19 protein-coding genes are annotated in these 23,154 nt (G+C 36.9%); 16 read left to right on the top strand and 3 right to left on the bottom strand.

Annotation, left to right across the window (positions count from 1 at the left end):
• The first annotated feature begins 28 nt into the window (after positions 1–28).
• The 3 genes from HNQ80_RS23190 to HNQ80_RS23180 all read left to right on the top strand — a co-directional run bounded on the left by HNQ80_RS23190 (position 29) and on the right by HNQ80_RS23180 (position 3,113).
• Complete coding sequence (locus tag HNQ80_RS23190) at positions 29–1,270, top strand: efflux RND transporter periplasmic adaptor subunit (protein WP_184313184.1); 1,242 nt, start codon at positions 29–31, stop codon at positions 1,268–1,270.
• A gap of 39 nt (positions 1,271–1,309) precedes the next feature.
• On the top strand, positions 1,310–1,936 hold the full coding sequence (locus HNQ80_RS23185) for a TetR/AcrR family transcriptional regulator (protein ID WP_184313182.1): 627 nt from the start codon (positions 1,310–1,312) through the stop codon (positions 1,934–1,936).
• 370 nt (positions 1,937–2,306) lie between these two features.
• A complete protein-coding gene (locus tag HNQ80_RS23180; RefSeq protein ID WP_184313180.1) occupies positions 2,307–3,113 on the top strand; it encodes an MBL fold metallo-hydrolase in 807 nt (268 codons plus the stop codon).
• 154 nt (positions 3,114–3,267) lie between these two features.
• On the opposite strand, the gene HNQ80_RS23175 is transcribed toward HNQ80_RS23180, so the two are convergent.
• Complete coding sequence (locus HNQ80_RS23175) at positions 3,268–4,272, bottom strand: calcium/sodium antiporter (protein WP_184313178.1); 1,005 nt, start codon at positions 4,270–4,272, stop codon at positions 3,268–3,270.
• Between the two features lie 439 nt (positions 4,273–4,711).
• On the opposite strand from HNQ80_RS23175, the gene HNQ80_RS23170 reads away from it, so the two are divergent.
• From HNQ80_RS23170 to HNQ80_RS23125, 10 genes are all read left to right on the top strand, one after another.
• Entirely contained in the window at positions 4,712–5,005 is a 294-nt protein-coding gene (locus tag HNQ80_RS23170; RefSeq protein ID WP_184313176.1) for a hypothetical protein, read from the top strand.
• A gap of 89 nt (positions 5,006–5,094) precedes the next feature.
• Positions 5,095–7,239: a DNA helicase RecQ gene (gene recQ, locus HNQ80_RS23165; protein WP_184313174.1), complete on the top strand. Its 2,145-nt coding sequence runs from the start codon at positions 5,095–5,097 to the stop codon at positions 7,237–7,239.
• Positions 7,240–7,444: 205 nt separating this feature from the next.
• Positions 7,445–8,131, top strand: a complete 687-nt coding sequence (locus HNQ80_RS23160) for a response regulator transcription factor (RefSeq protein WP_184313172.1) — start codon at positions 7,445–7,447, stop codon at positions 8,129–8,131.
• Positions 8,106–10,196: a HAMP domain-containing sensor histidine kinase gene (locus HNQ80_RS23155; protein ID WP_184313170.1), complete on the top strand. Its 2,091-nt coding sequence runs from the start codon at positions 8,106–8,108 to the stop codon at positions 10,194–10,196. The genes HNQ80_RS23160 and HNQ80_RS23155 overlap by 26 nt, the downstream gene beginning before the upstream one ends.
• A 516-nt stretch (positions 10,197–10,712) precedes the next feature.
• Positions 10,713–11,381 carry a GntR family transcriptional regulator gene (locus tag HNQ80_RS23150; protein WP_184313168.1) on the top strand — a complete coding sequence of 223 codons (669 nt, stop codon included), beginning with the start codon at positions 10,713–10,715 and terminating at the stop codon, positions 11,379–11,381.
• Between the two features lie 173 nt (positions 11,382–11,554).
• The gene (locus HNQ80_RS23145; protein ID WP_184313166.1) at positions 11,555–12,556 is read left to right on the top strand and encodes a tripartite tricarboxylate transporter substrate binding protein; all 1,002 of its coding nucleotides are present in this window, start codon (positions 11,555–11,557) and stop codon (positions 12,554–12,556) included.
• Positions 12,557–12,627: 71 nt separating this feature from the next.
• The gene (locus tag HNQ80_RS23140; RefSeq protein WP_184313164.1) at positions 12,628–13,071 is read left to right on the top strand and encodes a tripartite tricarboxylate transporter TctB family protein; all 444 of its coding nucleotides are present in this window, start codon (positions 12,628–12,630) and stop codon (positions 13,069–13,071) included.
• Between the two features lie 20 nt (positions 13,072–13,091).
• Positions 13,092–14,591 (top strand): tripartite tricarboxylate transporter permease, encoded by a 1,500-nt coding sequence (locus tag HNQ80_RS23135; RefSeq protein WP_184313162.1) that lies wholly within the window; start codon positions 13,092–13,094, stop codon positions 14,589–14,591.
• A 150-nt stretch (positions 14,592–14,741) separates the two neighbouring features.
• Positions 14,742–15,476 carry an indolepyruvate ferredoxin oxidoreductase subunit alpha gene (locus HNQ80_RS23130; protein ID WP_184313160.1) on the top strand — a complete coding sequence of 245 codons (735 nt, stop codon included), beginning with the start codon at positions 14,742–14,744 and terminating at the stop codon, positions 15,474–15,476.
• A gap of 22 nt (positions 15,477–15,498) precedes the next feature.
• A complete protein-coding gene (locus HNQ80_RS23125; RefSeq protein ID WP_184313159.1) occupies positions 15,499–16,152 on the top strand; it encodes a hypothetical protein in 654 nt (217 codons plus the stop codon).
• A 154-nt stretch (positions 16,153–16,306) separates the two neighbouring features.
• On the opposite strand, the gene HNQ80_RS23120 is transcribed toward HNQ80_RS23125, so the two are convergent.
• Together HNQ80_RS23120 and HNQ80_RS23115 are read right to left on the bottom strand one after the other, a co-directional pair.
• The gene (locus HNQ80_RS23120) at positions 16,307–17,704 is read right to left on the bottom strand and encodes a DUF6179 domain-containing protein (RefSeq protein WP_184313157.1); all 1,398 of its coding nucleotides are present in this window, start codon (positions 17,702–17,704) and stop codon (positions 16,307–16,309) included.
• Positions 17,692–18,204 carry a DUF6323 family protein gene (locus HNQ80_RS23115; protein ID WP_184313155.1) on the bottom strand — a complete coding sequence of 171 codons (513 nt, stop codon included), beginning with the start codon at positions 18,202–18,204 and terminating at the stop codon, positions 17,692–17,694. Before HNQ80_RS23115 ends, HNQ80_RS23120 begins: the two co-directional genes overlap by 13 nt.
• 655 nt (positions 18,205–18,859) lie before the next feature.
• On the opposite strand from HNQ80_RS23115, the gene HNQ80_RS23110 reads away from it, so the two are divergent.
• The 3 genes from HNQ80_RS23110 to HNQ80_RS23100 all read left to right on the top strand — a co-directional run.
• Positions 18,860–21,355, top strand: coding sequence for a bifunctional diguanylate cyclase/phosphodiesterase (locus tag HNQ80_RS23110; protein WP_184313153.1), 2,496 nt, complete (start codon positions 18,860–18,862; stop codon positions 21,353–21,355).
• 380 nt (positions 21,356–21,735) lie between these two features.
• Complete coding sequence (locus tag HNQ80_RS23105) at positions 21,736–22,590, top strand: CAP domain-containing protein (protein ID WP_243183519.1); 855 nt, start codon at positions 21,736–21,738, stop codon at positions 22,588–22,590.
• A gap of 217 nt (positions 22,591–22,807) precedes the next feature.
• The coding region (locus HNQ80_RS23100; protein ID WP_330602999.1) for a PTS transporter subunit EIIC at positions 22,808–23,154 on the top strand (347 nt) is incomplete at its 3' end.

Raw genomic sequence — 23,154 nt, 5'->3', positions numbered from 1 at the left:
GGCAATATTTTATAGGAGGTCAGATGTAATGAAAAAGAAGATGATATGGGGTTTGGTGATCGGAGCGGTATTGATAGCTTCTCTAATATGGGTCTTTTCCAATCGGGGGATGGCGGTAGATGTTGCAAAGGTAGGGCGCGGAGATATAAAAAAATATGTGGAAGATATAGGAACTGTAAAGTGTAAGGAACAAAAAACCGTAAGCATTGAAGGAAGCGGGCGGATCGAAACTATAGCGGTGGAAGTTGGACAGCAAGTGAAAAAGGGAGATATACTTCTCACTATGGAAAAGGAGCAGTTAGAAATACAGCTCAAAGATGCAGATGAGAAAATAAAGGAAATCGAGGCGAGTTTCCAGGGCAGTGAAATACGGAACTATGCAACCCAGGTAGAAAAGGGAAGAATTGCAGTGCGACAAGCAGAAGATGCCTATGGGTTAGCCTCAGACGATTTTAATAATACAAAGATGCTTTATGAGGCAGGTGCAGTAAGTCGTTACGAACTGAATCAAAAGGAATCTGCATTGAAAAATGCACAAGCTTTGCTAAATACTGCTCAAATCCAGTTACAGGAGATTGAAAACAATACACCAGAAAGTATCCGGGCAGCTTATAAGGCGCAAATGGAGCAAGCAGCACTAAATCGGGAAAGCACTTTATTGAGTCTAAAAAAACAGGAGATCGTATCACCGATAGATGGAATCATTCTCGAAAGAAATGTAGAAACCAATACCGTGGGCATGCCAGGGACCATTGCATTTGTGATCGGAAATATTGAAAATATTGAAGTAGAAGCGTACATTCTTGCAGACGATGTTACCGATGTTAAGCTAGGGGATGAGGTGGAGCTCACAGAAAGATCAGAAAGAAAACAGGTGATAAGTGGCAAAGTTACTAAAATTGCACCCAGTGCAACAACGATAACTTCTTCCCTTGGTGTCAACCAAAAAAAGGTTTCTGTTACCATAGCGCCATTGAAGCAAATCACAGAATTGAAACCTGGGTATGAGGTTGACATAAAAGTGATTACACAAAGAAAAAATAATGTTATAATGGTGCCTGTAAGTGCTGTATTTGATTATCAGGGAAAAAGCTGCGTGTTTGTGGTAGAATCAGGAAAGGCAGTTCTTAGAACGATACAGAAGGGAATACAGGACGAGTTATTTGTAGAAATTGTGGATGGGTTGAAAGAAGGAGAACTTGTTTTATCCGAGCCAGACAACAGTATTCGGGAAGGCATGAAAATAAAACCGATTGAGCCTAAGAAGTAAATATAAAAATCCAACGTGGTTTAGAGGAGGGGAACGCGAATGTATGAAACCTTCGAAAAGTTACCCGAGAGCAAAAAAAATGATATTTTGCAGGTATGTATCGAGGAATTTGCCATAAATGGCTATGAAAACACCTCAACAAATACGATCGTGAAGAGGCTGGGTATCTCCAAAGGCGTATTGTTTCTTTATTTTAGAAATAAAAGGAGTTTATATTTATACCTTGTAGATCACGTGTTAGAGTCACTTACTAGCAAGTTTTTGGAACATTTTCATGATCAGGGACAGGAAAAAATGTTTGATGTTTTTGATCATTTTGACCATATGGGGAAATATTATAAAGACCTTATGCAGAAAAATACGTATGATTTCAAGTTTATTCTGGGAGCCATGTTAGAGGCTCCAATGGAGCTCAGGGAGGAGATTGATGTTCGGCATAATCGCTCCCATGAGCGATTATTTAAAATGATAAACACGGATAAATTTCGAAAGGATATCGACCCTAAAATGGTGATGGATCTATTGCTCATCATATCCCATCACATTGAAACGATAGTTGTTAAGCAGTATAAAAACAGAGAAGGCAACTTAATAGAGGACATAGACAAATATGTAGATATGCTGGATAAATATCTAAGCATCATTAAGTATGGTGTGTATGAATAGTATTTTCCGATACTTCATTCGTATTTGATGACGTATAGATAAAGAGGGTTCTAAAGATAAATAGAATCCTCTTTATGCTTTTTGGATAGAATAGACAAAACTTAAGTAGATAAAGGATAATTTATACAATTATAGAAGTTATATCAAATATGTTGCTGCACATGAGTTTCTTATAAGGATGTAGGAGCGTGAACTCTCCTACAATAAAACTAGCGATGGTTATGATTTGTATAGAGTCGATGGGCGGAAGAGATTGAAACATTACTATAAGCAGGAATACTGCTAGTTGATGTAGGGATAACAAAATAAAAGAAATAGAGTCAAAAAGAAAATCATTTCTTTGACTCCATTGAGCGAAGGAGGCAAAACGGTGAAGCTAAAAGTTTTAGTAGATAATAATACATACATTGATCAATATTATTTTGGTGAACCTGCTGTTTCATACTATATTGAAGATGAGGATATCAGGTTGTTATTGGACGTGGGGTATTCTGATTTATTTTTGAAAAACTCGTATGCATTAGAAGTAGATTTAGAAAATATAAATGCTATTGTTATTTCACATGGTCATGATGACCATACAAGAGGATTAAAATACTATTTTGAACATAACGACAAACATAACATTTCTATTATTGCTCATCCAGATGCATTTAAAGAAAAAGCAGTAGATAATTTAAAAATTTGTTCTCCTATTTTGCAAGAAGAACTAAAAGGAAAGTGCAATCTAATACTTTCGAAAGAACCAATGAAAGTGAGCAAACATATAACTTTTTTAGGAGAAATACCTCAAACAAACGATTTCGAAGATAGAAAACCAATTGGAAAACAAATTTTTGGTGAAACTTCAGTCGATGATTATGTAATGGATGATACAGCACTTGTATATAAAAGTGAAAATGGCATTTATATTATCACAGGATGTTCACATAGTGGGATATGCAATATAATAGAATATGCAAAAAAAGTATGCAAAGACAACAGGGTATTAGGAATTATAGGAGGGTTTCATTTATTTGAAGTAAATGAACAGGTTAATAAAACTATCGATTATCTAAGACAGAACAACTTAAAGGAATTATATCCTTGCCATTGCACTTCATTTTCTGTTAGAGCAGAGATATATAAGACTTTGCCTGTGAAAGAGGTTGGAGTAGGGCTAGAAGTAAGCTGGTAAGTGTATAAAAGTCTGCTGAAAATAATTTAAAAACAATTTTGACACAATTCTTTCGGATGAAGAAAGCAAAGCCCCTATTTTTCTTAATTTTTTAAGGAAAATAGGGGCTTTGCTTTTAAAGTGGACTTCTAAATGTTATAGAATCATTTTGCCACTAAATCCATACATAGTTGAGTACAAGGTAAACAAAGTAAATTCCTAATAAAAATATTCCTTCCCTTTTAGATATGGCATCATCAGAGCTCTTTGCAAAATATCTGAAAGCGAAAAGGATGATTAGCATTGTTGGAAATTGAAGCTTGTAAAAATTAAATGGAACATTAAGGCCGCCCTTTGTAACAGCTGCTGCACTACCAACTACAAAGAGTACATTTAGTATATCAGCACCAACGATATTACCAACAGCTAGTTCACCATGACCTTTTTTTACTGCAGTAATGGCAGTGATCAGTTCAGGAAGACTCGTACCGAAAGCTACAAGTGTAGCAGCGATTATACTCTGAGGTATACCTACACGAACAGCGGAGATTTCAACGGCAGGTATAAGTACTTTTGAAGATAGAATAACCAAGGCGATACCCCAAATTAGCCTAAATATTTGAAGGATAACAGGCCTCTTTCCTTCTCCCAACACATACTCTTCAGAATTAGAAGTTTTAGCCCATTTCATAGAAACATAGAGGTATATAGCTAGAAGACAAATAAATACCCAGCCCATCCATTGGCTAATGTTTCCTGTAATGCCGTCGGAGAAAAATGGAAGACAGACTACAGCTAATAAAATACCAGATAAAAATTGAACCTTACCCTGCTTATTAATCGTCATTTGATCCACTGGCAATCTTCCAATAAGGGCTGCCAATCCAAGTATTAGTCCTGTATCTACAATGATTGATCCAATGGCATTACCCAAAGCCAAATCAGGGTTTCCATTTACAGCTGCCAAAACTGACACTGTGGCTTCTGGCAAGGTAGTTCCCAATGAAACAATGGTAGCACCAATAATTGCTTTAGGAATTCCCCAATGAACGGAGAGATGAACTGCTTCATCAACAAGCGTATCTGCACCTTTACCCAGTATATAAAGAGTGACTGCTACAATTAAGAATAAAACGATCGTGTGAAACGATGATAAATAATGATAAACTAATTCATCCATGAACATTCTTCCTTTCTTCTTGAGCATGATTTTATGTGCAGATATAAGGTTTCATAGAGAAGAGTATAGATTGATTCCTAGGAAAATTTATTTTGTAGGGAATGGTGTGGTCATTCTAATCAATTAAGTTTTCACCAATACGGTTATAAAAACAAAAAAACTCTACAATTAGCATTGCTAATTGTAGAGTCTCACTAGACAAGATTGCCATCAAAGCCGGGAGTTTCACAACTCCGAAATGACGACTTTGATCCCTATAAAGGTCAGTTACTCCCTCTAACAAACAAAAGTATATCTGAATTATTATATTTTGTCAAGTAAAGACCATGAACGATTCTTTAAGGAAATATGTAGTGTCATATTGATAAGCGAATTCATAGAAATTTGATTTCTGTATAACTCCATGAGATAATATAAAAAAATAGTGGAGGTTTTCATGATGGAAATGATTCACAAATATGATGATGAAAGAATATATGCAATTCTGTTGGCGGGGTTAGAAAAAAGCCTGCCTGAAAATATTTATGAATACGCTGGACTGGAAGAAATGGATATTATAAATATTGTGGTTGAGAACATCACCAAGCAAGCGATAGAAGGAATTTGTACGGTCTTGATGAACGGGGAAGATAGTGAGATAGAGTATGAAACGGAATTTGTTATCCTTTTCAATGAAGATGATTTGGTAATAGATGTTCAAATTTCCCTTGAAGCCCTTGCAGAACAACAATAGGTGAATCATATAGGGTCAAAAGAAGCCGTCCCTTGGACGCTTCCTCTTTAGATTAGAAAAGATGTAGTTGGAATGGGTGAGGTGTAAAGATGAATCCGAATCGTATACTCAAAGAATATTTTGGTTACGAAAGCTTTAGAAAAGGTCAATATGAGTTAATTGAAGCCATAGTGAGAGGGCAAGACGTATTGGGAATCATGCCTACGAGTGGCGGAAAATCTTTGTGTTATCAAATTCCTGCATTGTTGATGGAGGGCGTAACCCTGGTGATTTCGCCGCTTATATCATTAATGAAAGATCAAGTAGATGCCTTAAGAGAATCGGGTATATCGGCGACGTATCTAAACAGTACTTTAACAGTGCAAGAGCAAAGAACGCGATTAGAGGAAATAAGAAACGGTGAATATAAGTTGGTATATATAGCCCCTGAACGGTTAAACACGGTGGATTTTTTAAATATAGTGACAGATATAAGCATACCTTTTGTAGCCATAGATGAATCCCATTGTATCAGTCAGTGGGGACATGATTTCAGACCTAGTTACAAAGAAATTCCTAGATTTATTCGAAGGCTAAATCAACGACCACTGCTAGGAGCATTTACAGCTACGGCCACGGAGGAAATCATAACAGATATAAAAGAAATTTTAAAATTGGATCGTCCATTGGAGATTATTACAGGCTTTGACCGTCCAAACCTTTATTTTGGCGTTGAAAAAGGGATAGATAAGAAAAAATATCTTTTGAATTATCTAAAAAACCACTCAGATCAATCGGGCATCATCTATTGTGCCACTAGAAAAGAAGTAGAGAGTCTAGCTAAAGAATTAAGGGACAAGGGTTTCTCTGTTAGTATGTACCATGGTGGAATGGGAAATGAAGAAAGAAAAGAGTCCCAGGATGCGTTTCTTTATGATCAGAGTTTGATTATGATAGCTACCAATGCCTTTGGGATGGGGATTGACAAATCGAATGTTAGGTTTGTGATTCATTTTAATATGCCAAAGAACATTGAAGCCTATTATCAAGAGGCAGGTAGAGCAGGGAGAGATGGAGAAAACAGTGAATGTATCTTATTGTTCTCTCCCCAGGATGTGGTAAAGCAAAAATACCTGATAGAAATCACCGATATGCAGCAGGAAAGAGAGCAAATGGTCTACAAAAACCTACAGACTTTGGTGGATTACTGCCATACCCATGACTGTCTAAGGAAGAGGCTTTTAGAGTATTTTGGAGAAAACACCGATTGGGAACAATGTGGTAAATGCAGCAATTGTTTAGATCATAGAGAAAAGAAAAATATTACCCTGGAAGCGAAAAAGATTCTTTCCTGTGTGTATAGGATGAAGGAAAGCTTTGGTGTTACCATGGTGGCCAATGTTTTAAATGGATCTAAAAATAAGAAAGTACTGGAATTAGGTTTTCAGAACCTTTCAACCTATGGCATCATGGATGATTATACAACAAAAGATATACAGCAGATTATCCTTTTTCTTGTGGCAGAAGGGTATCTTGCGATGACGGAAGGGAAATATCCTGTGGTGAAGCTAACACCTCAATCTGTTGCTGTATTGAAAGGGAAAGAAGAAATATTCAAACGGGAAGATATCAATGAAATTGAAAATCAGACAGAAAGGGCGGTTCATGAAACCCTGTTAAAGGATCTAAAGGCTTTACGTATGAAGATAGCCTTAGAAAAGCATGTACCTCCATATGTAATCTTTCCTGATACAACACTGAAAGAAATGGCTATGTATTTGCCAGAGAGTAAAGAAGAGCTGTTGAGGATAAAAGGGATTGGAGAAGTGAAAGCGGAAACCTATGGAGATGTATTTTTGAATATGATCATAGGATATAAGAATAGAAACAACATTGAATCCGTTTTAAAACCGAAAGAAGAATTCCAAGGAAAATCAAAGGGATCAGACAAAACCAAAACCCATCTTGTGACCTATGAACTGCATCGACAAGGATTATCCATTGAAAAAATGGCTGAAGAAAGAGGTTGTACAGAGACTACTATACTCAGTCATTTGGAAAAGTGCTTCGGGGAAGGGTTAGAGGTAGATCTCAATGAAATGATAGATCCAGCTATGGAGCGTCAAATATTAGAGGCGATAGATAAAGTTGGAGGTCAATACCTCAAGCCCATTAAAGAAGAGCTGCCAGAAGAAATATCTTATTTTGATATTCGAAAGGTACTTTTGAAGAAAAGCATTCATAGCGCTTCTTAAGCAATATAGGATTTAACCTGCGGTTAACTGCATTTAAATAATATCATGAGCCAGCGTATGCTGGCTTTTTGCTGTAAACATTAAGAAAATCTTAAGATTTGTATAGGGGGTTTGTTAAGATTTGATTGGTATCATAACCTTAGAGTAAATATTAAAGGGTGTGATATGATAATATGTACAAATATTTATACAGGAGTGATACGTCTTGAACATACTAGTCTGTGATGACGATAAGGAAATCGTAGAAGCTATAAAAATTTATTTAGAAAATGAAGGTTATAAAATATTTAAAGCTTCTAATGGAATAGAAGCGCTGGAAATCATAGAAGAAAATGAGATCCATCTTATTATCATGGATATTATGATGCCCAAGATGGATGGATTAAGAGCTACCATGAAGATCAGAGAAGAGAATAATATACCCGTGATTATGCTTTCGGCCAAATCAGAAGATACGGACAAAATCATGGGCTTGAATATGGGAGCAGATGATTATATAACGAAACCCTTCAATCCTTTGGAGTTAATTGCAAGGGTTAAGTCTCAACTGAGAAGATATACAACATTGGGAAGCCTTGAAACGAAAAGCAATGTATATAAAACAGGAGGACTTGTGATCGATGACGAGCGTAAAAGCATAACTGTGGATGGAGAAGAGGTTCATCTTACGCCAGTACAATATAAAATATTAAAGCTTTTGACTGCAAATGCCGGGAGAGTATTTTCGATTGAGGAAATCTACGAAAAGGTATGGAAGGAAACTGCCTTTAGCCCTGAAAATACCGTGACAGTTCACATAAGAAAAATCAGAGAAAAAATTGAAATAAATCCGAAAGAGCCAAAATACTTGAAGGTGGTGTGGGGAATTGGATACAAAGTTGAAAAATTATAGTCATTCAATAATAACAAAAATCATCGTTTTTATCATTGTAATCCTGTGCTTTACAGGAGCGATTACAACCTTTATAAATGTATTAGCAACCACGAATGATGATTTTCATATGGTTTTTGAAGATAGCTATTTCCTTAGCAGGGCATATATGGAGGAAAGTGAACCAATTGTTAGGGATTTAAGGTGGTTAACAAGAGAATATAAGAATGAAGCACATATCCTAAGCGGTGAAACGATTACAGAGGATGAAATGAGGATTGAAGAAGAAAATCTATTTTCAGATTTCCAATACAATTCTAAAAGCTATAATCCTAATCTAAGTGATGAGGAGAACTATGAAAAATTCAAAGAAATATATGCTGATAAAATTTCTCAGAAAAGGGATCAGTTGATAAGCAATGACTTAAAAGAATACAACTTACTTTTACAAAGACTGGAAAAGTACGAAGGAATTATATATTATGCCAGTGATGGTACAAACGTATTTGCCAATAGCGATCAGACGGAGAAAGCCTATTTTAGATCTTTTCCTTCCTACATGATATTTGATGAATATGATAAAGAAATATATCCTACAGAAATCAAAGATAATAGAGATTATCATTGGATTCTATCAAATATTGATGGATTTGATCAGAGAAACAATGCTGTCTATATTGCTTTTACAAAAGAGTTTTTAAATTCAAGGATAAAAGAATGGAATCAAAACAAAATAATCGTTACAAACAGTCTATATAGAATAGCAGGATTTTTATTAGGACTAATGGTATCATTTGTATATTTAGTACTCGTCATAGGAAGAAAAGCATTTAAGGATCAAGAATTGCATTTAAATACAGTGGATCGATTATATAATGATGTGAATCTAGGATTATGCGTAGGGCTGATAACCTTGTGGTTTGTATCACTGCAAGCTGCAGATAATCTGAAAAGTATCAATAAAATGGTAATGCCAGTAACTGCCCTCATCGCCTCCGTCGGTTTGGTGCTGGTGCTATCATTGGTGAAGCATGTTAAGAATAGGACGCTGATAAAACATACCCTCCTCTATCGTATTTTCTACAAGCTATTTAAATTTGTAAACGATGTATATGATAGTGGCAGCGTTGGCGTAAAGATCGTACTCATCGTAATCGGATATCCAATATTAGTTGCTGCAACATTTTTCATGTTTCCAGTGACGATAGGTGCAGCAGCTTGGTTAGCCCATAAGCGGATAAAAGAATTTAATGCAATCAAAGAAGGGGTAGAGAGAATAAAGGCCGGGGATATTCATCATACAATAGATGTGACTGGGAATGGAGAGTTTGGAAGACTTGCTGCCAATATCAACAGCATCACCGATGGATTGAAAAAGGCGATGGATAACGAGCTCAAAAGTGAACGGTTGAAGACGGAATTGATCACCAATGTGTCCCACGATACCAGAACTCCTTTAACCTCTATTATCACCTATGTGGATTTATTAAAAAAAGAAAAGGATCCATCAAAGGTAGAAGAATATGTAGAAGTATTAGAGCAAAAAGCTCAAAGGCTAAAAATATTAACCGATGACCTATTTGAAGCAGCAAAGGCTTCCAGTGGAAATATTCCAGTAAACTTTGAAAGAATAGATATCGTATCTTTAATTACTCAGGGCTTAGGAGAACTGAATGATAAAATTGAAGAGCTGGCATTAGAATTTAAGATAAATCATCCTACAGATAAAGTATATATCAAAGCGGATGGGAAATTATTATGGAGAGCCATAGAGAATTTGTTATCCAATATATTTAAATATGCCCTTACAGGTTCAAGGGTATATATAGCTATAGAAGATGAAGGCAGTGAAATACTGCTAAGCATCAAAAACATTTCGGCCTATGAGCTAAATATCTCAGCTGATGAACTAATGGAGCGCTTTAAAAGAGGAGATGAGTCCAGAAGCAGTCAAGGTAGTGGATTGGGATTATCTATTGCAAAAAGTTTAATTGAAATTCAAAGAGGCAGGTTTCATATAGAAATAGATGGAGATTTATTTAAGGCTGTGATCTACATGCCTAAATATAAAAATAGTAATGAATAGCAAGAGGAAGAGGATATCAAATAAGATATCCTGCTTCTTTATAGCATAAGAAAGTATACTTTCTTATGCTATAAAGAAGCAGGGGTACAGGGGAAGTATTCCCATACCGCAGTTAGAGGGATGTTCAGGCTGCTTTGCAGCCGTCGAAGGGGAACTAGGTTCCCTTAGCGATGCACACGTAGTGTGCCTTTTTTATGCAAAAAATATGCGATTTGAGTGACGATCCACAGGTTGTATGTAGGGAGTATATGAAAAATCCATATTTTCTAGCTGAAAATAAAGTCTTGTTAAAAAAAAGATAATTCATATGTGTGAGAGGACAAGGAATATAATATACTACCACAGTGTTTTTACAAAAAATTGGGATACAGAATCCTAAATTTGGTAGAATAACAGAAATTATCTAAAATTTGTTAAAAAAATATTTAAGAAATCCTTGAAGGAATTTTAAAATTTGCAGAGAATTCTATAAATTGAGAAATTGGGATACAGAATCCTAATAGGGAGAGATAACAGATGGAAAAAGAAAAGAGCCTAAAAGTAGAAAATTATAAGACCGTAAGAGATGCAGTATTTGAGAAGTTGAGAAAAGCAATTTTAGATGGATACTTTAAACCGGGTCAACGGATTATAGAGAATCAAGTTGCAGAAGAGATGGGAGTTAGTCGAACGCCTATTAGGGAAGCATTGCGGAGATTGGAGATCGAAAAACTAGTTGAAAATTTACCTCGTAAGGGCGTTATGGTTGCAAGAGTAAATGAATCACAAATCAAGGAGATATTCAATATTCGGGGAGTTTTGGAGGGGCTAGCCGTAAGGCTTGCAATTGACAATTCTGATGCGCTAATGATTGCTGATTTAGAGAAAATTATAAGTGAGATGGAAACTGCAATAAAAGATGGTGATATCGATAAGCAGATAAATTGTAATACAAGATTCCATGATTATATTGTGAGAAAGGCTAATAGTCCTATGCTTACAGAAATGCTGCAGAACATTCATGAACAAATACAAAGATACAGACATCAATCCTTATCCTTAGAAGGAAGAGCAGAAGTTTCATTAAGTGAACATAAGGATATTGTGCAGGAGATTAAGGAAAAGAACAAATATGGAGCAGAGATCTTTATGAAAAAACATATTGAAAAAGCGGGAGAAGCTCTGATGAAAAGAATGGGACAATAATGTCATAATCAAGAAATAAAAGTAAATAGAGAGTATAAATGTGAGCATTGTTTGGGATCCAATATACAATATACAAAATTGATGTAAAAAGGAAGTGGTAAATGGGGGAGAAGAGAGATTTCTGAATTCTAGGTAGGGGGATATCAAAACGATTACATGGGGGGTAGAATGGAATGTTGAGTATGAAAAAAGTAAGGGTATTATCAATTGCACTGGTGATTCTTATGCTGGCTCTTATGGCGACAGGATGTAGTTCGCCTACGGGCTCTCAGGGTGGAAGTGAGGAAAGCAAAGTGAAGTTTCCGGAAAAACCTGTAAATCTAGTGGTTTGGGGGTCACCCGGTGGCGGTAGTGACATTTTTGGAAGAACATTAGCAAAGGCTGCTGAGCCGATTCTAGGTAAACCAGTTGTGGTGGAAAATAAACCAGGCGGTGGTGGTGCCACAGCTATGGCATACATGGCGGGTCAGAAAGCGGATGGTTATGCAACCCTAGCAGTTACAACAAATTTAGTTCTGACGCCACTTACTAAAGGCACGCCCAATACATATCAAGATTTTGATCCTATTATTATGGTAGGAAGAGATGCTACAATGGCAGCTGTAAAGGCTGATGGGTATTTACAAAGCATAGAAGATGTGGTTAAGGCAGGAAAAGAAAGAAGATTAAAGTGGGGAACCTTTGGAATCGGGACAACAGATCATGTGGCAGCAGCTATATTCCAGAAACAAACAGGAATTCAAGTAGACTTTGTACCATTTGATGGTGGTGGAGAGGCAATGGCTGCCCTTCTAGGAGGACACATAGATGTACTAAATGGTAACCCAAGTGAAATCGCAGGTCAGCTAGAGGCTGGGCAGCTAAAAGGAATTGGTGTATTTAGCCCGGAAAGATTAGAAGATTATAAGGATGTTCCAACATTTAAAGAAAATGGGCAAGAAATCATCGTAGAAACTTGGAGAGGGATTGTTGCGCCAAAAGGTACGCCAGAAGAGGTAAAAACTGTTATGTATGAAGCCTTTAAGAAGGCTTTAGATGATCCGGCGATGGTAGATTATTATAAGAAAAATAACATTATTAAGGATGCTAAAAATGGACAGGAGTTTTATAGCTTTATAGAAGAGCAAAATGAGTTTTACAAGAAAACGTTAACAGAGATGGGAATTATTAAATAACCAAGGATACTGAATATCAAAACAGGCGGGTGCGGTGAATCATCGTGCCCGCTAAAAAAGAGGTGGATGCAATGTCTCAAATAATCGCTGGAATCATATCGCTCTTGATTGGTTCAGTATGGTTTTTTGTATCATATACACTTGATGCCAACAATTTTGGCGGAGATATAGGGGTAGGTCCAGTATTTTTCCCAAGATTACTGGCCATGGCGATGATATTATTAAGTATTATCCATATCATTAGGACCTTAGTGGGGAAGAAAAATGCAGAATTTAAGTTAAAAATGAATCCGTTATCTGTCTATATGATGATAGGATGTTTTGCATATTTGATACTTATGAACTTTATTGGTTATGTCATCACTACCTTCTTATATGTTCTCGTTACAATCTATCTATTAAGTCGACGAAAATCATTAATAGATGTGACATCGGCCATGTTAGTTGCCCTATGTCTATATGGTGTTTTTCATTTGCTTTTACATGTTCCTTTGCCTGAAGGATTGTTGATTTAAAGATAAAATGGAGGTGATAAATGATGGATTTTGGCTTGTTATTAGAAGGGATTCAACAAATATTACAGCCCAATAATTTTCTGATTACATTTTTCGGAGCTGCCATGGGGATATTATTCGGCGCATTGCCAGGGATCAATGCATCAATGGGTGTAGCGTTATTACTGCCCCTAACGTATGGAATGACTCCTGTTACTGCATTGTCAATGCTCTTGGGCATATATTGTGGCGCAATCTACGGAGGCTCAATTACAGCAGTTTTGATTAATACGCCAGGAACAACGGCTGCGGCTTGCACTACCTTCGATGGGCATCAACTGGCACAACAAGGGAAGGCAGGTAAGGCTTTAGGGATGGCTACCATAGCTTCCTATATTGGAGGAACGCTCAGTGTAATCATTCTCATTGTTTTAGCCCCGGTATTAGCAAAGGTAGCACTAAGATTTGGACCACCAGAGTATTTTGCCCTCGCTGTTTTTGGCTTAAGCATTATCACGAGCTTGGCCGGAGATAGCTTAATCAAAGGTATCATCGCTGGGGTCTTTGGACTCATGCTAGGAACTGTGGGGATTGATATGATGAATGGTACGCCAAGATATACCTTTGGTCAAGTAAATCTCTTAGACGGCGTATCTTTTATACCTGTGTTGATTGGCTTGTTTGCAGTATCCCAGGTTCTAATAAATGCTGAGTCACCAAATAGCCTTTCTATGAAGGATGCAAAAATATTAGGACTTCTTCCCTCCCTTTCTGAACTAAGATCTGTTGTTGGTACAATATTAAGATCCTCGGTCATCGGAAGCTTTGTTGGGATACTTCCAGGGGCAGGCGCCACCATATCTTCTTTTATTTGCTACAATGAAGCAAAAAGATGGTCTAAAAAGCCAGAGGAGTTCGGTAATGGGTCATTGGAAGGTATTGCGGCACCGGAAGCAGGCAACAACGCAGCTACGGGTGGTGCGATGGTTCCTTTGTTATCCTTAGGGATACCTGGATCAGAGACAACAGCAGTACTTTTGGGAGCTTTTATGATTCAGGGTATATCACCAGGTCCATTGCTTTTCAAGGATCACATTGATGTGGTCTATGGTATTTTTGCTGGGTTGCTGTTGGCTAATCTTGCTTTTCTGGTCTTAGGTTTATTTGGGGTTAAGATATTTGTAAAAGTACTACAGATTCCCTATAGAATTCTGATGCCTCTTATTATTTCATTAGCTTTCGTAGGGTCATATTCTGTCAAAAACAATTTGTTCAATGTAGGTGTGATGCTGCTCTTTGGCGTATTAGGATATTTCATGAGAAAACTTAAGTTTCCAATAGCCCCCGTCGTATTGGCTCTGGTGCTAGGACCCATGGCTGAAGCTTCCCTGAGAAGAGCACTGATTATGTCTGGAGGAAGCTGGTCCATATTTGTTGAGAGACCTATCACATTGATATTACTTGGTATCACACTGATTTCACTGTTTTTCCCTATTATTCGAGATATGATTTCAAAGAAAAAGGTTGAGACAACCGTTTAAAACATATTTTTTTCAATATATTTTGGGATACAATATCCCAAAATATACAATGATACTAAGTATTTAGATACAAGCACCTGATGATTAGATCTATCTAATCTAAGGCGTAAATAAAGAGTATATAATACCAAAAAGAAGGGAGTCAAAACGATGACAGTAATTAATAAAAACTTATGTGTTGGATGTAAAATTTGTCAAAAGTTTTGTACTGTGGATGCGTTCCATTTTGATGTCAGGGAAAAGAAATGTTTTGTTGATCAGGACAGATGTACAGAATGCTATGTATGCTTACGCCAAAAAGTTTGTCCGAAAGGAGCTATTGAAGCAATAGAGCTAGATAGCTTTTACAAGCAGTTTCAACATGTACTTAGTGACCCTGTGGAGAATCATGGTGTTACGGGTGTAACCGGCAGGGGAACGGAAGAGGTTAAAACCAATGACGTATCTGGTAGAGTTAAAAAAGGAGAAGTAGGCATTTGTGTTGATATGGGACGCCCCGGTATGGGTGTTTATTTAAGAGATGCAGAAAAAGTTGCGATGGCTTGTGCTGCTGCTGGCGTTAAACTAGCTTCGCAAGAGCATACTCCTTTAGCAGCATTAATGCCCGACCTTTCAACAGGAAAGTTAGTGGATGAATGTCTGCATTATCATCTGTTATCTGTGATTGTTGAAGGTAAATGTGAAGAGGATAATTTAAAACAGGTTCTTGAAGCCCTAAAAAAAGTTGAAAAAGAAATCGACACAGTATTCTCTTTAGGTTTAATTATCAGAACGGATGAAAACGGTGAAACAAAAACGTTGGATTGTCTTAATGAATTGAATATTCCTCAGCCACACAGGGGGAAAGTAAATGTTGGTTTAGGTAAACCACTATCATTAGCTTAGAAAATATAAGGGGGTAGATAAAATGACGCATTCATTACATCGTTCAGGGCCTATTGAGTCTCAGAAAAAGGATTTTAACTGGTTTATGTATCAAACTAAAGGTGTAAATGATGTAAACATCAAACCAAAAGCATTAGAATTTATTGCTGCCGCTGAAGCAGCTGGTTCTGAAAACTGGGGAGATGTTAAGTCCGGCCCTAAAACCCAGTATCCTATTGAATATATTAAAGACCATATTACTGATAAGTCCCGTCTTAGAGGTGTATTCACCAAAAGAGAGCAAGTTGTTGATTTCTTAAAGCAGATAAAAGAAAAGGATTTAGGATTATCTGTAGTCATTACTGGTGTGCTGTCAGAAGTATTACCTGCTTGTAAAGTCGCAGAGGTAATCCCTCATTCCATCAACTATTCTTTGGGTGTTTGGGGTAAAAAGGAAAATCTTCCTGATGAGACGACGTTATCGATTACAACGATGTGTGGACACCATATGATTCCACCTAAGTTCGTGGAACACATGATTGACCAAGTCAGAAAAGGACGTTTAACAGAAGATGAAGCAGCCGTAAAACTATGTAATTTCTGTTACTGTGGTATATTTAACCAAGTGAGATGTGCGGATATTATAGCTGATGAGGTAAAGAAAGATAAAGAAGAGGTTGCTGCAGCAAACGCGTAAACTAAAGAAGGCGTAACATCATTTCTAACGTAGGAGGGACTTCAGTCCCGTAATTTATGGGGAATTGAAGCCCTTACTACAGTTAAATTTAGAACTGATGATAGATTTATAGTATGAAGTAGTTCGCCTTTATAAATCTTCAAAGAAGACTTTATTAAATAATTTCATTGACTAGGTTTTGATAGACTAGTAATTCGATATCTTGCATGCGGTTTTTATCCAGTTTTTTTAACCAATCGATCAAAGCTTTTTCCCAATCGTATCTGTAGGAAATGGTTTTAGAAAGGAGTGTAGAAAGTTTATCTTCGCCCTTCAGCATATGTTCCTTAAACCCATGAATGATCAAGGTGCTTAGTTCTAGATTTCCCAAGCTATTAAAAACATAGTCATATTCTTTGTTGTAAAAACAGTCTGCTTTCAACAGATCAACAAAATCGTCCAAAGAATTGATGTATTTCTTCAATAAAATCATTTTACCTTCAATGGTAGAACAATCTGTTATTTTTTTATAAACAAACCTAAAAGCTCTATTATTCATTTTATAACCCAGTTCTAAAATCGTTCTTTCTTTATGGCGAGCTACGACTTCTAAAACCATCATATTGGCAAGATGGCCATGGGCCAACGCATTGTTAAGACGTTCTATCATAGCCTCTGAATATCGATAGATCAAATCAATAAGATTCGGATTCATGATCTCTAAGCGATGGATGAGTTTATCTAAGATACTGAAAATAAGATGCTTGATCTCAATCTTGTTTAATCCATTTAGTTTCTCCTCTATCAGCTCAAATTCTATGGTTGAAATTAAAAGATTGTCATAACTTTTATCCAGAAAGGTTAAAAAAACAACGTTATTGAGCACGATTTCAAATAAGTTTATAGGTGCTTGTTCATAATTTAGTCCATTGGATTTTCCATAGGCTTGAAGCAGCTTGGCTATATTCTTAGGGTTAAAACTGCGACAAAAGTCATTCTCTAATTCAAAGAGCTCAAGATATCTCCTGATGTAAGTGATTCCTTTTGCAGATATGTCATCACAGGCCAAAGGATAATCCATATCACTAGATGTATTATGAGCAGAAAAAATCACATCATAGTCTAAAAGGAAATTTGGTATCGCTTCTGTAAAGGTTTCGTTATAGACAACATTTGGTACCAATACACGTTTCACTTCGATGGACTGGTATAATTTTTTTGTACTTTTAATATAATCGTTGGCATATGATAATGCCTCTTGATATAGAGCCTTCACATTGCAGGATTGCAAGTGACGGATGGCATCCTCTGGAGCAGGATAATTCATTAAAAGAAGATCTATGGAGTATACAATGGATTTCATTAAACCCTCTGCTGTGTCGACCTTTAAAGTTGAACTTTCTCCTTTTGTATACATTCTCATAACTTCTTTGAGGACTTCCATCAATCCGAAGGGAATATCCTTTACAAGGTCTAAACTTAGCAACCCCTTTCGAGAGCCTTCGTTCATTAGGGAAACTAAATATTGATTTTGATCCAGCTTTTCCTTATCTATCCCAATTATTGATCCCATAACGTGTCCTCCCAACTTTCTACTTGATCCTCATCCACTTCTAGGTCAGGATCTTGATCATATTCATCTCCAAATCTATACTGCTGAATAATTTTTTCTGTTTCTCTTCCCTTTAAAAGATCCAAAACCCCAAAACATTTATGATTATACAAATCTGCAAGTCTTTCAATCAGCTCATCATCGCCTATATCATCATCTAACTCATTTTTTATATAATGAAATAATTCTTGAATCTCTATAATGGTCTCCATATAATCAGCCTGTTGTAGATAAGGGGATGAACAAAACTGCATAATGATTTTGCGCGTGATTTCAATATCTACTTCAACTCGCCCATACTCTTTTAAAATAGTATTTCGAGTGATTATAATTTCCCGTGAGTCCTGTGGAGAGAGATACAATCCAAAAATTTCTGAAACCTCATTTGTAAGCATAATTTCATGGGCCATATCCTCAACAAAGAACAATTCTGTCTTGGAAAAAATATCAAGAAAATGCATAGAAATCCCTCGCTTTCAAAATAAATTTTTGAAGATGTATTGACAAAAACAAATATTTGTGGTATTATTGAATGGGATAGAAATAAAATAAATTAAAAAGAAGACGCTATTTCTATTATATCCTTTTGTGTATATTAAGTCAACCTTTAAAAAGTTGAATTTAAATTTGTCACTTACCTGCCTAGTAAATATATCGGGCAGGTAATTTTTATTTTGATCGATACTTCAGAAGGGCTGTTCGAGGCCCTGAAAAAATCTAGCATGTTGTCATTCTGAATGAAATGTAGTGAAATGAAGAATCTCTAAAGCCTTTAAATACTAGATTCTTCGCTGGGCTCAGAATGACAGGCTCGAAGGTTTTTCTCTAATTGAAACTTTTTCAGTGGTTTCGGACTGTTCTTTTGAGCGAGATGTCGAAAAATAGGGAAAGATTTACTATTTTGTAGTATTAAATTGGGCAGGAGAATGTGAAAAAAACGCTAAATATTATAATTAATGGAAAATTGTTATTAAATTCTCACATTTGGAAGTTGTAGTGGAAAGCGTAAATATTAAAAACAAACTATTAAGAATAAAATATTGCACAAGTATTTGCCAATGTAATAGTACCAACCAGTATAACTTGACCAAACCTGAAGGAAAAGGGGGATGCTCGATGAAGGTAAGGAAAGATGCAATATGGTTTGATGATAAAATAAGAGATATTCAAAGCCAGTTATCAGATTATGTGAAAGCCAAAATGGAACTTAAACCAAGGGAGGAGACCTTGAAGATTATAGTTTTCTACGCTTTCATGGGAGGGCTATGGATATTGTTGTCAGATATGATATTAAGCTCCTTTGTAAAGGATCCGGAGATGCTTATGCAGTTGGAAACCTACAAGGGGTGGTTTTATGTGGTTCTGACAGGACTAATATTTTATTTTGTTATTTACGGTAAAATTACGCTGTTTAAAAGAGCTGTTGATAAAATTTTTGAAGGTTTTGAGGACTTGAGTGCAGCCCATGAAGAATTATTGGCTATGGATGAGGAATTAAGCTATCAATTTGATGAGATGGAAAAACATCGAAATGCATTGATGATAAGCGATCAACGTTATGAACTGGCTGTAGAAGGTGCCAATGATGGTATTTGGGATTGGGATCTTGAAAGCGGCGCCTACTTTTTTTCTATAAAATGGAAGAATGCTTTCGGCTACGATGATGTAGAAATACCGAATCGTTATGATAGTTGGAAGCAGCTGCTCCATCCTGAGGATCGAGAAAATGCGGTGAATAAGATTGAGGAATATCTAGCATCCCAGTCGGGAATCTATGAAAGTACCTATCGACTGCGATGCAAAAATGGAGAATATCGATGGATTTTAAGCCGGGGAAAAGGGATATGGAATAAAGAAGGCCATGCCATACGCGTTGCAGGATCTCATACAGATATTACAGAGTATATGGAACTGCAAGAGCGTCTTTATCAAGAAAAGGAGCTGTATCAAAATATTATTAACGAAGCAGCCATATTTATCCTGGGGGTAGATACGGAGGGAAGGATTTTTGAATTCAATAACTTTGCTGAGAAACTGACTGGCTATACGAAAAATGAAGTTCTGGGAAGAAGATGGTTTGATGTATTTATTCCAGCGGAGAGAAAACAGCATACCGATGAGATCATTCAAGCGATCTTACGTGGCGAGGCTATTCGAAACCAGGAAAATCAAGTGGTCACCAGAGAAGGGCGCAGGGTAGATGTTTTATGGAACAACAACGTCTTTCGTGATAGCAAAGGGACTATTTTAGGTATTATTGCAATGGGGACCGATATTACGGAGCGTAAAGTAATGGAAAATCAACTTGTGTCTTTGGCCTATTATGATGGGTTAACAGGGTTACCGAATCGACAATTGTTTGAAAAAATGTTACGGGAACAGATTCTACAGGCCCAAAAGGAGCAAAAAAAGCTTGCTTTGCTATATTTGGATTTAGACAATTTTAAGAAGATCAACGATACCTTGGGTCATCATTATGGAGATAGATTATTACAAGATATTGCCGATGGATTACGGGCGACAGTGAAGGAGCATATGAACATATCTCGTTTGAGTGGAGATGAGTTTGCCATTATTTTGTCCAATGTGATGGATACCATTGAATTTCATAATGAGATTATTGCGATTATGGAAGCGATTAGCAAAGCCTGGGTGATTGAGGGGAATGAACTGTATATCACCAGTAGTGTAGGGGTATCTATCTACCCTGATGATGGGCAGGATGTTCAGAGCTTGCTAAAAAATGCGGATACAGCCATGTATGTTGCCAAAGAAAATGCCAAAAACTGTTATGCCCTTTATACGCCTGAGATGCATGAGAAGTCATTGAAATTTTTGGACATGGAGAAAGATTTAAGAAATGCTTTGTCAAATAAGGAGTTTATTTTGTATTATCAGCCGCTGATCAACCTAAAAACAGGGAAAATTATTGGGTTAGAAGCGCTGATACGATGGCTGCATCCTAAGAAAGGGATGATTGCCCCTAATGAGTTTATTCCTTTTGCAGAAGGATCCAGTGCGATTATCGATATCGGAGAATGGGTAATCCATGAAGCCTGCCGGCAGTTAAAACAATGGTATGATATGGGATTACCTCAGGTTTATATAGCTATTAATTTATCTGCGAGACAATTAAGGCATCAGGATATAACCGATAAAATCATCCATATTGTTAATGAGATGGGCATCGATGGGGGGAACCTCTTGTTTGAGATTACGGAAAATGTTGCGATGCATGATCTGAGGCAGTCGATACATACATTGAATATGCTGAAAAGCGTGAACATGAGGATTGCTTTGGATGATTTTGGAACAGGATACTCGTCCTTAAATTATCTTAAAAAATTGCCGATTGATATGATAAAGATAGATAAGTCCTTTGTGCAGGATATTACAAAACATCATGATGAAAAATTTATCGCCAAAACCATTATCGATCTTGCCCATAATATGGATGTAATCGTTACAGCGGAGGGAATAGAAACAGAGAACCAATATAAGATACTAAGAGAGTATGACTGTGATCTTGGACAAGGGTATTTATTTAGCAAGCCACTGCCTGCAGAAGAAATAGAAGAACTATTGCTATCAGGTAAAGGGTTTACTGTTTGATGAAAGATTGGTTTTCAAAGATATGGCGGTCATAAGTAATTCATTTGGTATAGGAAACAAGTCATACATAATGAGATTGTTTTGTATCATGGTTGGCGTTATAAGTTAAGAAGAGGACTTATGTATGAAAGAATTATAAAGTGGATGAAGAAGTGTTAAAGATGCTCACTAAGCCTCAGTGAAAATGCTGTGGCTTTTTGTTTTGTTTTTCCACAGAAACCATGATTTTGTATTTCTGTGGGCTATCCACTGTTATACCATATATTACATCACCCATGACGAGGTATATCATTGTATAATATACCTAATCTAGTTCATAAACATTAGACTTAAGATTGCTACCGTACAGACGAGGATAAACGAAAAGGAGATGGATATGAATGAATAAAATGAAAAAGGGATTATCGGTGTTATTGACATCAGCTTTACTAGTGGTGCCATTTAGTTCGATGGCAAATGCAGAAGTACAGTATAAGGTGTATGTGGATGGTAAGGAATATAACAAAACCTATCTCAACTATGAAACGCCCACGAAGACCTATAGAATTAAAGATATATATTCTTGGTATAAGACATACATAAAGTATTACCCGAATCAGCCTTTACCCATCCCAATAGAGATTGTAGAAGTAAATCCAGATAGTGGAAATGCTCCTGCGCCAAAACCGGAACCGAAACCAATACCGGCACCGCAGCCAGCTCCAAAGCCTGATCCGAAGCCGGTACCAGTACCTCAACCAGCACCACAGCCTGAACCCCAGCCAACACCGCAACCAGTTCCAACACCGCAACCAGTTCCAACACCGCAGCCTGCGCCACAACAGCCTGTAGAGACTGGAAAATATCAAGCGGGTGTATATCAGATGCTTGAATTGATCAATGCAGAAAGAGCTAAGGTGGGAGCAGCACCCCTTCAACTCCATGATGGGCTGATGCCTGTAGCTCAGGAAAAATCTGAGGATATGGTTAGGAATAAATATTTTTCTCATACATCGCCAACCTACGGAAGTCCTTTTGATATGATGAAACAATTTGGAATCAGTTATTCTACTGCTGGTGAAAATATTGCCATCAACGCTAGTGTTCAAAAGGCTCATGTAGCTTTTATGAGTTCTGACGGACATCGAAAAAATATCTTAAATCCTAATTTTACCCATATCGGTATAGGGATTGCAAAAGATACAACGAATTACAACAGTTATAAAATCACACAGATGTTTATAAAAGCTAAATAGGTATGAATAAAAATAGACTACAGAGGATCCTCTGTAGTCTATTTTTATTCATAGTTTAATGATGTCATGAATGATGGCGACACCCCCTTAATATCTTTGTGTTGTGCACTTAGTGGCGACAACATATAATCTAGTTAACAGAAAAGTCTGACTAAAATGGCCATTTAGTTATGTCACTAATTATTCATGCCAAAACTATATAAAAAGGGGGATTCGTATGTCACAAAGTGCATCGGTAAGTGTAAAGGGCCCAGAAGGAAAAGGAACCAAGGAAGGAATCCAACGGTTCGGTAGATTTTTAAGCGGTATGGTGATGCCAAACATCGGTGCGTTTATCGCATGGGGATTCATCACCGCATTGTTTATCCCTACGGGATGGACACCCAATGAAAATCTTAGTGCATTGGTAGGACCTATGATTACGTACCTGCTTCCACTCCTTATCGGTTATACCGGAGGAAAGATGGTGGCAGATACGAGAGGCGGTGTCGTTGGTGCTGTGGCAACCATGGGCGTGGTGGTAGGTGCTGGCATCCCAATGTTTCTTGGTGCCATGATCATGGG

This window comes from Anaerosolibacter carboniphilus (genome assembly GCF_014205875.1).
Taxonomy (GTDB): Bacteria; Bacillota; Clostridia; order Peptostreptococcales; family Thermotaleaceae; genus Anaerosolibacter; species Anaerosolibacter carboniphilus.
The sequence above is the reverse complement of the archived record's forward strand: the minus strand, read 5'-3'. Positions and strand labels throughout refer to the sequence as shown.

What these genes read in the sequence shown, in the direction of transcription:
- HNQ80_RS23140 (WP_184313164.1), top strand. Translation starts at nt 12,628, where the DNA reads ATGTCTCAAATAATCGCTGGAATCATATCGCTCTTGATTGGTTCAGTA.
- HNQ80_RS23150 (WP_184313168.1), top strand. Translation starts at nt 10,713, where the DNA reads ATGGAAAAAGAAAAGAGCCTAAAAGTAGAAAATTATAAGACCGTAAGA.
- HNQ80_RS23185 (WP_184313182.1), top strand. Translation starts at nt 1,310, where the DNA reads ATGTATGAAACCTTCGAAAAGTTACCCGAGAGCAAAAAAAATGATATT.
- recQ (WP_184313174.1), top strand. Translation starts at nt 5,095, where the DNA reads ATGAATCCGAATCGTATACTCAAAGAATATTTTGGTTACGAAAGCTTT.
- HNQ80_RS23115 (WP_184313155.1), bottom strand. Translation starts at nt 18,204, where the DNA reads ATGCATTTTCTTGATATTTTTTCCAAGACAGAATTGTTCTTTGTTGAG.
- HNQ80_RS23125 (WP_184313159.1), top strand. Translation starts at nt 15,499, where the DNA reads ATGACGCATTCATTACATCGTTCAGGGCCTATTGAGTCTCAGAAAAAG.
- HNQ80_RS23105 (WP_243183519.1), top strand. Translation starts at nt 21,736, where the DNA reads ATGAATAAAATGAAAAAGGGATTATCGGTGTTATTGACATCAGCTTTA.
- HNQ80_RS23110 (WP_184313153.1), top strand. Translation starts at nt 18,860, where the DNA reads ATGAAGGTAAGGAAAGATGCAATATGGTTTGATGATAAAATAAGAGAT.
- HNQ80_RS23135 (WP_184313162.1), top strand. Translation starts at nt 13,092, where the DNA reads ATGATGGATTTTGGCTTGTTATTAGAAGGGATTCAACAAATATTACAG.
- HNQ80_RS23190 (WP_184313184.1), top strand. Translation starts at nt 29, where the DNA reads ATGAAAAAGAAGATGATATGGGGTTTGGTGATCGGAGCGGTATTGATA.
- HNQ80_RS23120 (WP_184313157.1), bottom strand. Translation starts at nt 17,704, where the DNA reads ATGGGATCAATAATTGGGATAGATAAGGAAAAGCTGGATCAAAATCAA.
- HNQ80_RS23170 (WP_184313176.1), top strand. Translation starts at nt 4,712, where the DNA reads ATGGAAATGATTCACAAATATGATGATGAAAGAATATATGCAATTCTG.
- HNQ80_RS23130 (WP_184313160.1), top strand. Translation starts at nt 14,742, where the DNA reads ATGACAGTAATTAATAAAAACTTATGTGTTGGATGTAAAATTTGTCAA.
- HNQ80_RS23175 (WP_184313178.1), bottom strand. Translation starts at nt 4,272, where the DNA reads ATGGATGAATTAGTTTATCATTATTTATCATCGTTTCACACGATCGTT.
- HNQ80_RS23145 (WP_184313166.1), top strand. Translation starts at nt 11,555, where the DNA reads ATGTTGAGTATGAAAAAAGTAAGGGTATTATCAATTGCACTGGTGATT.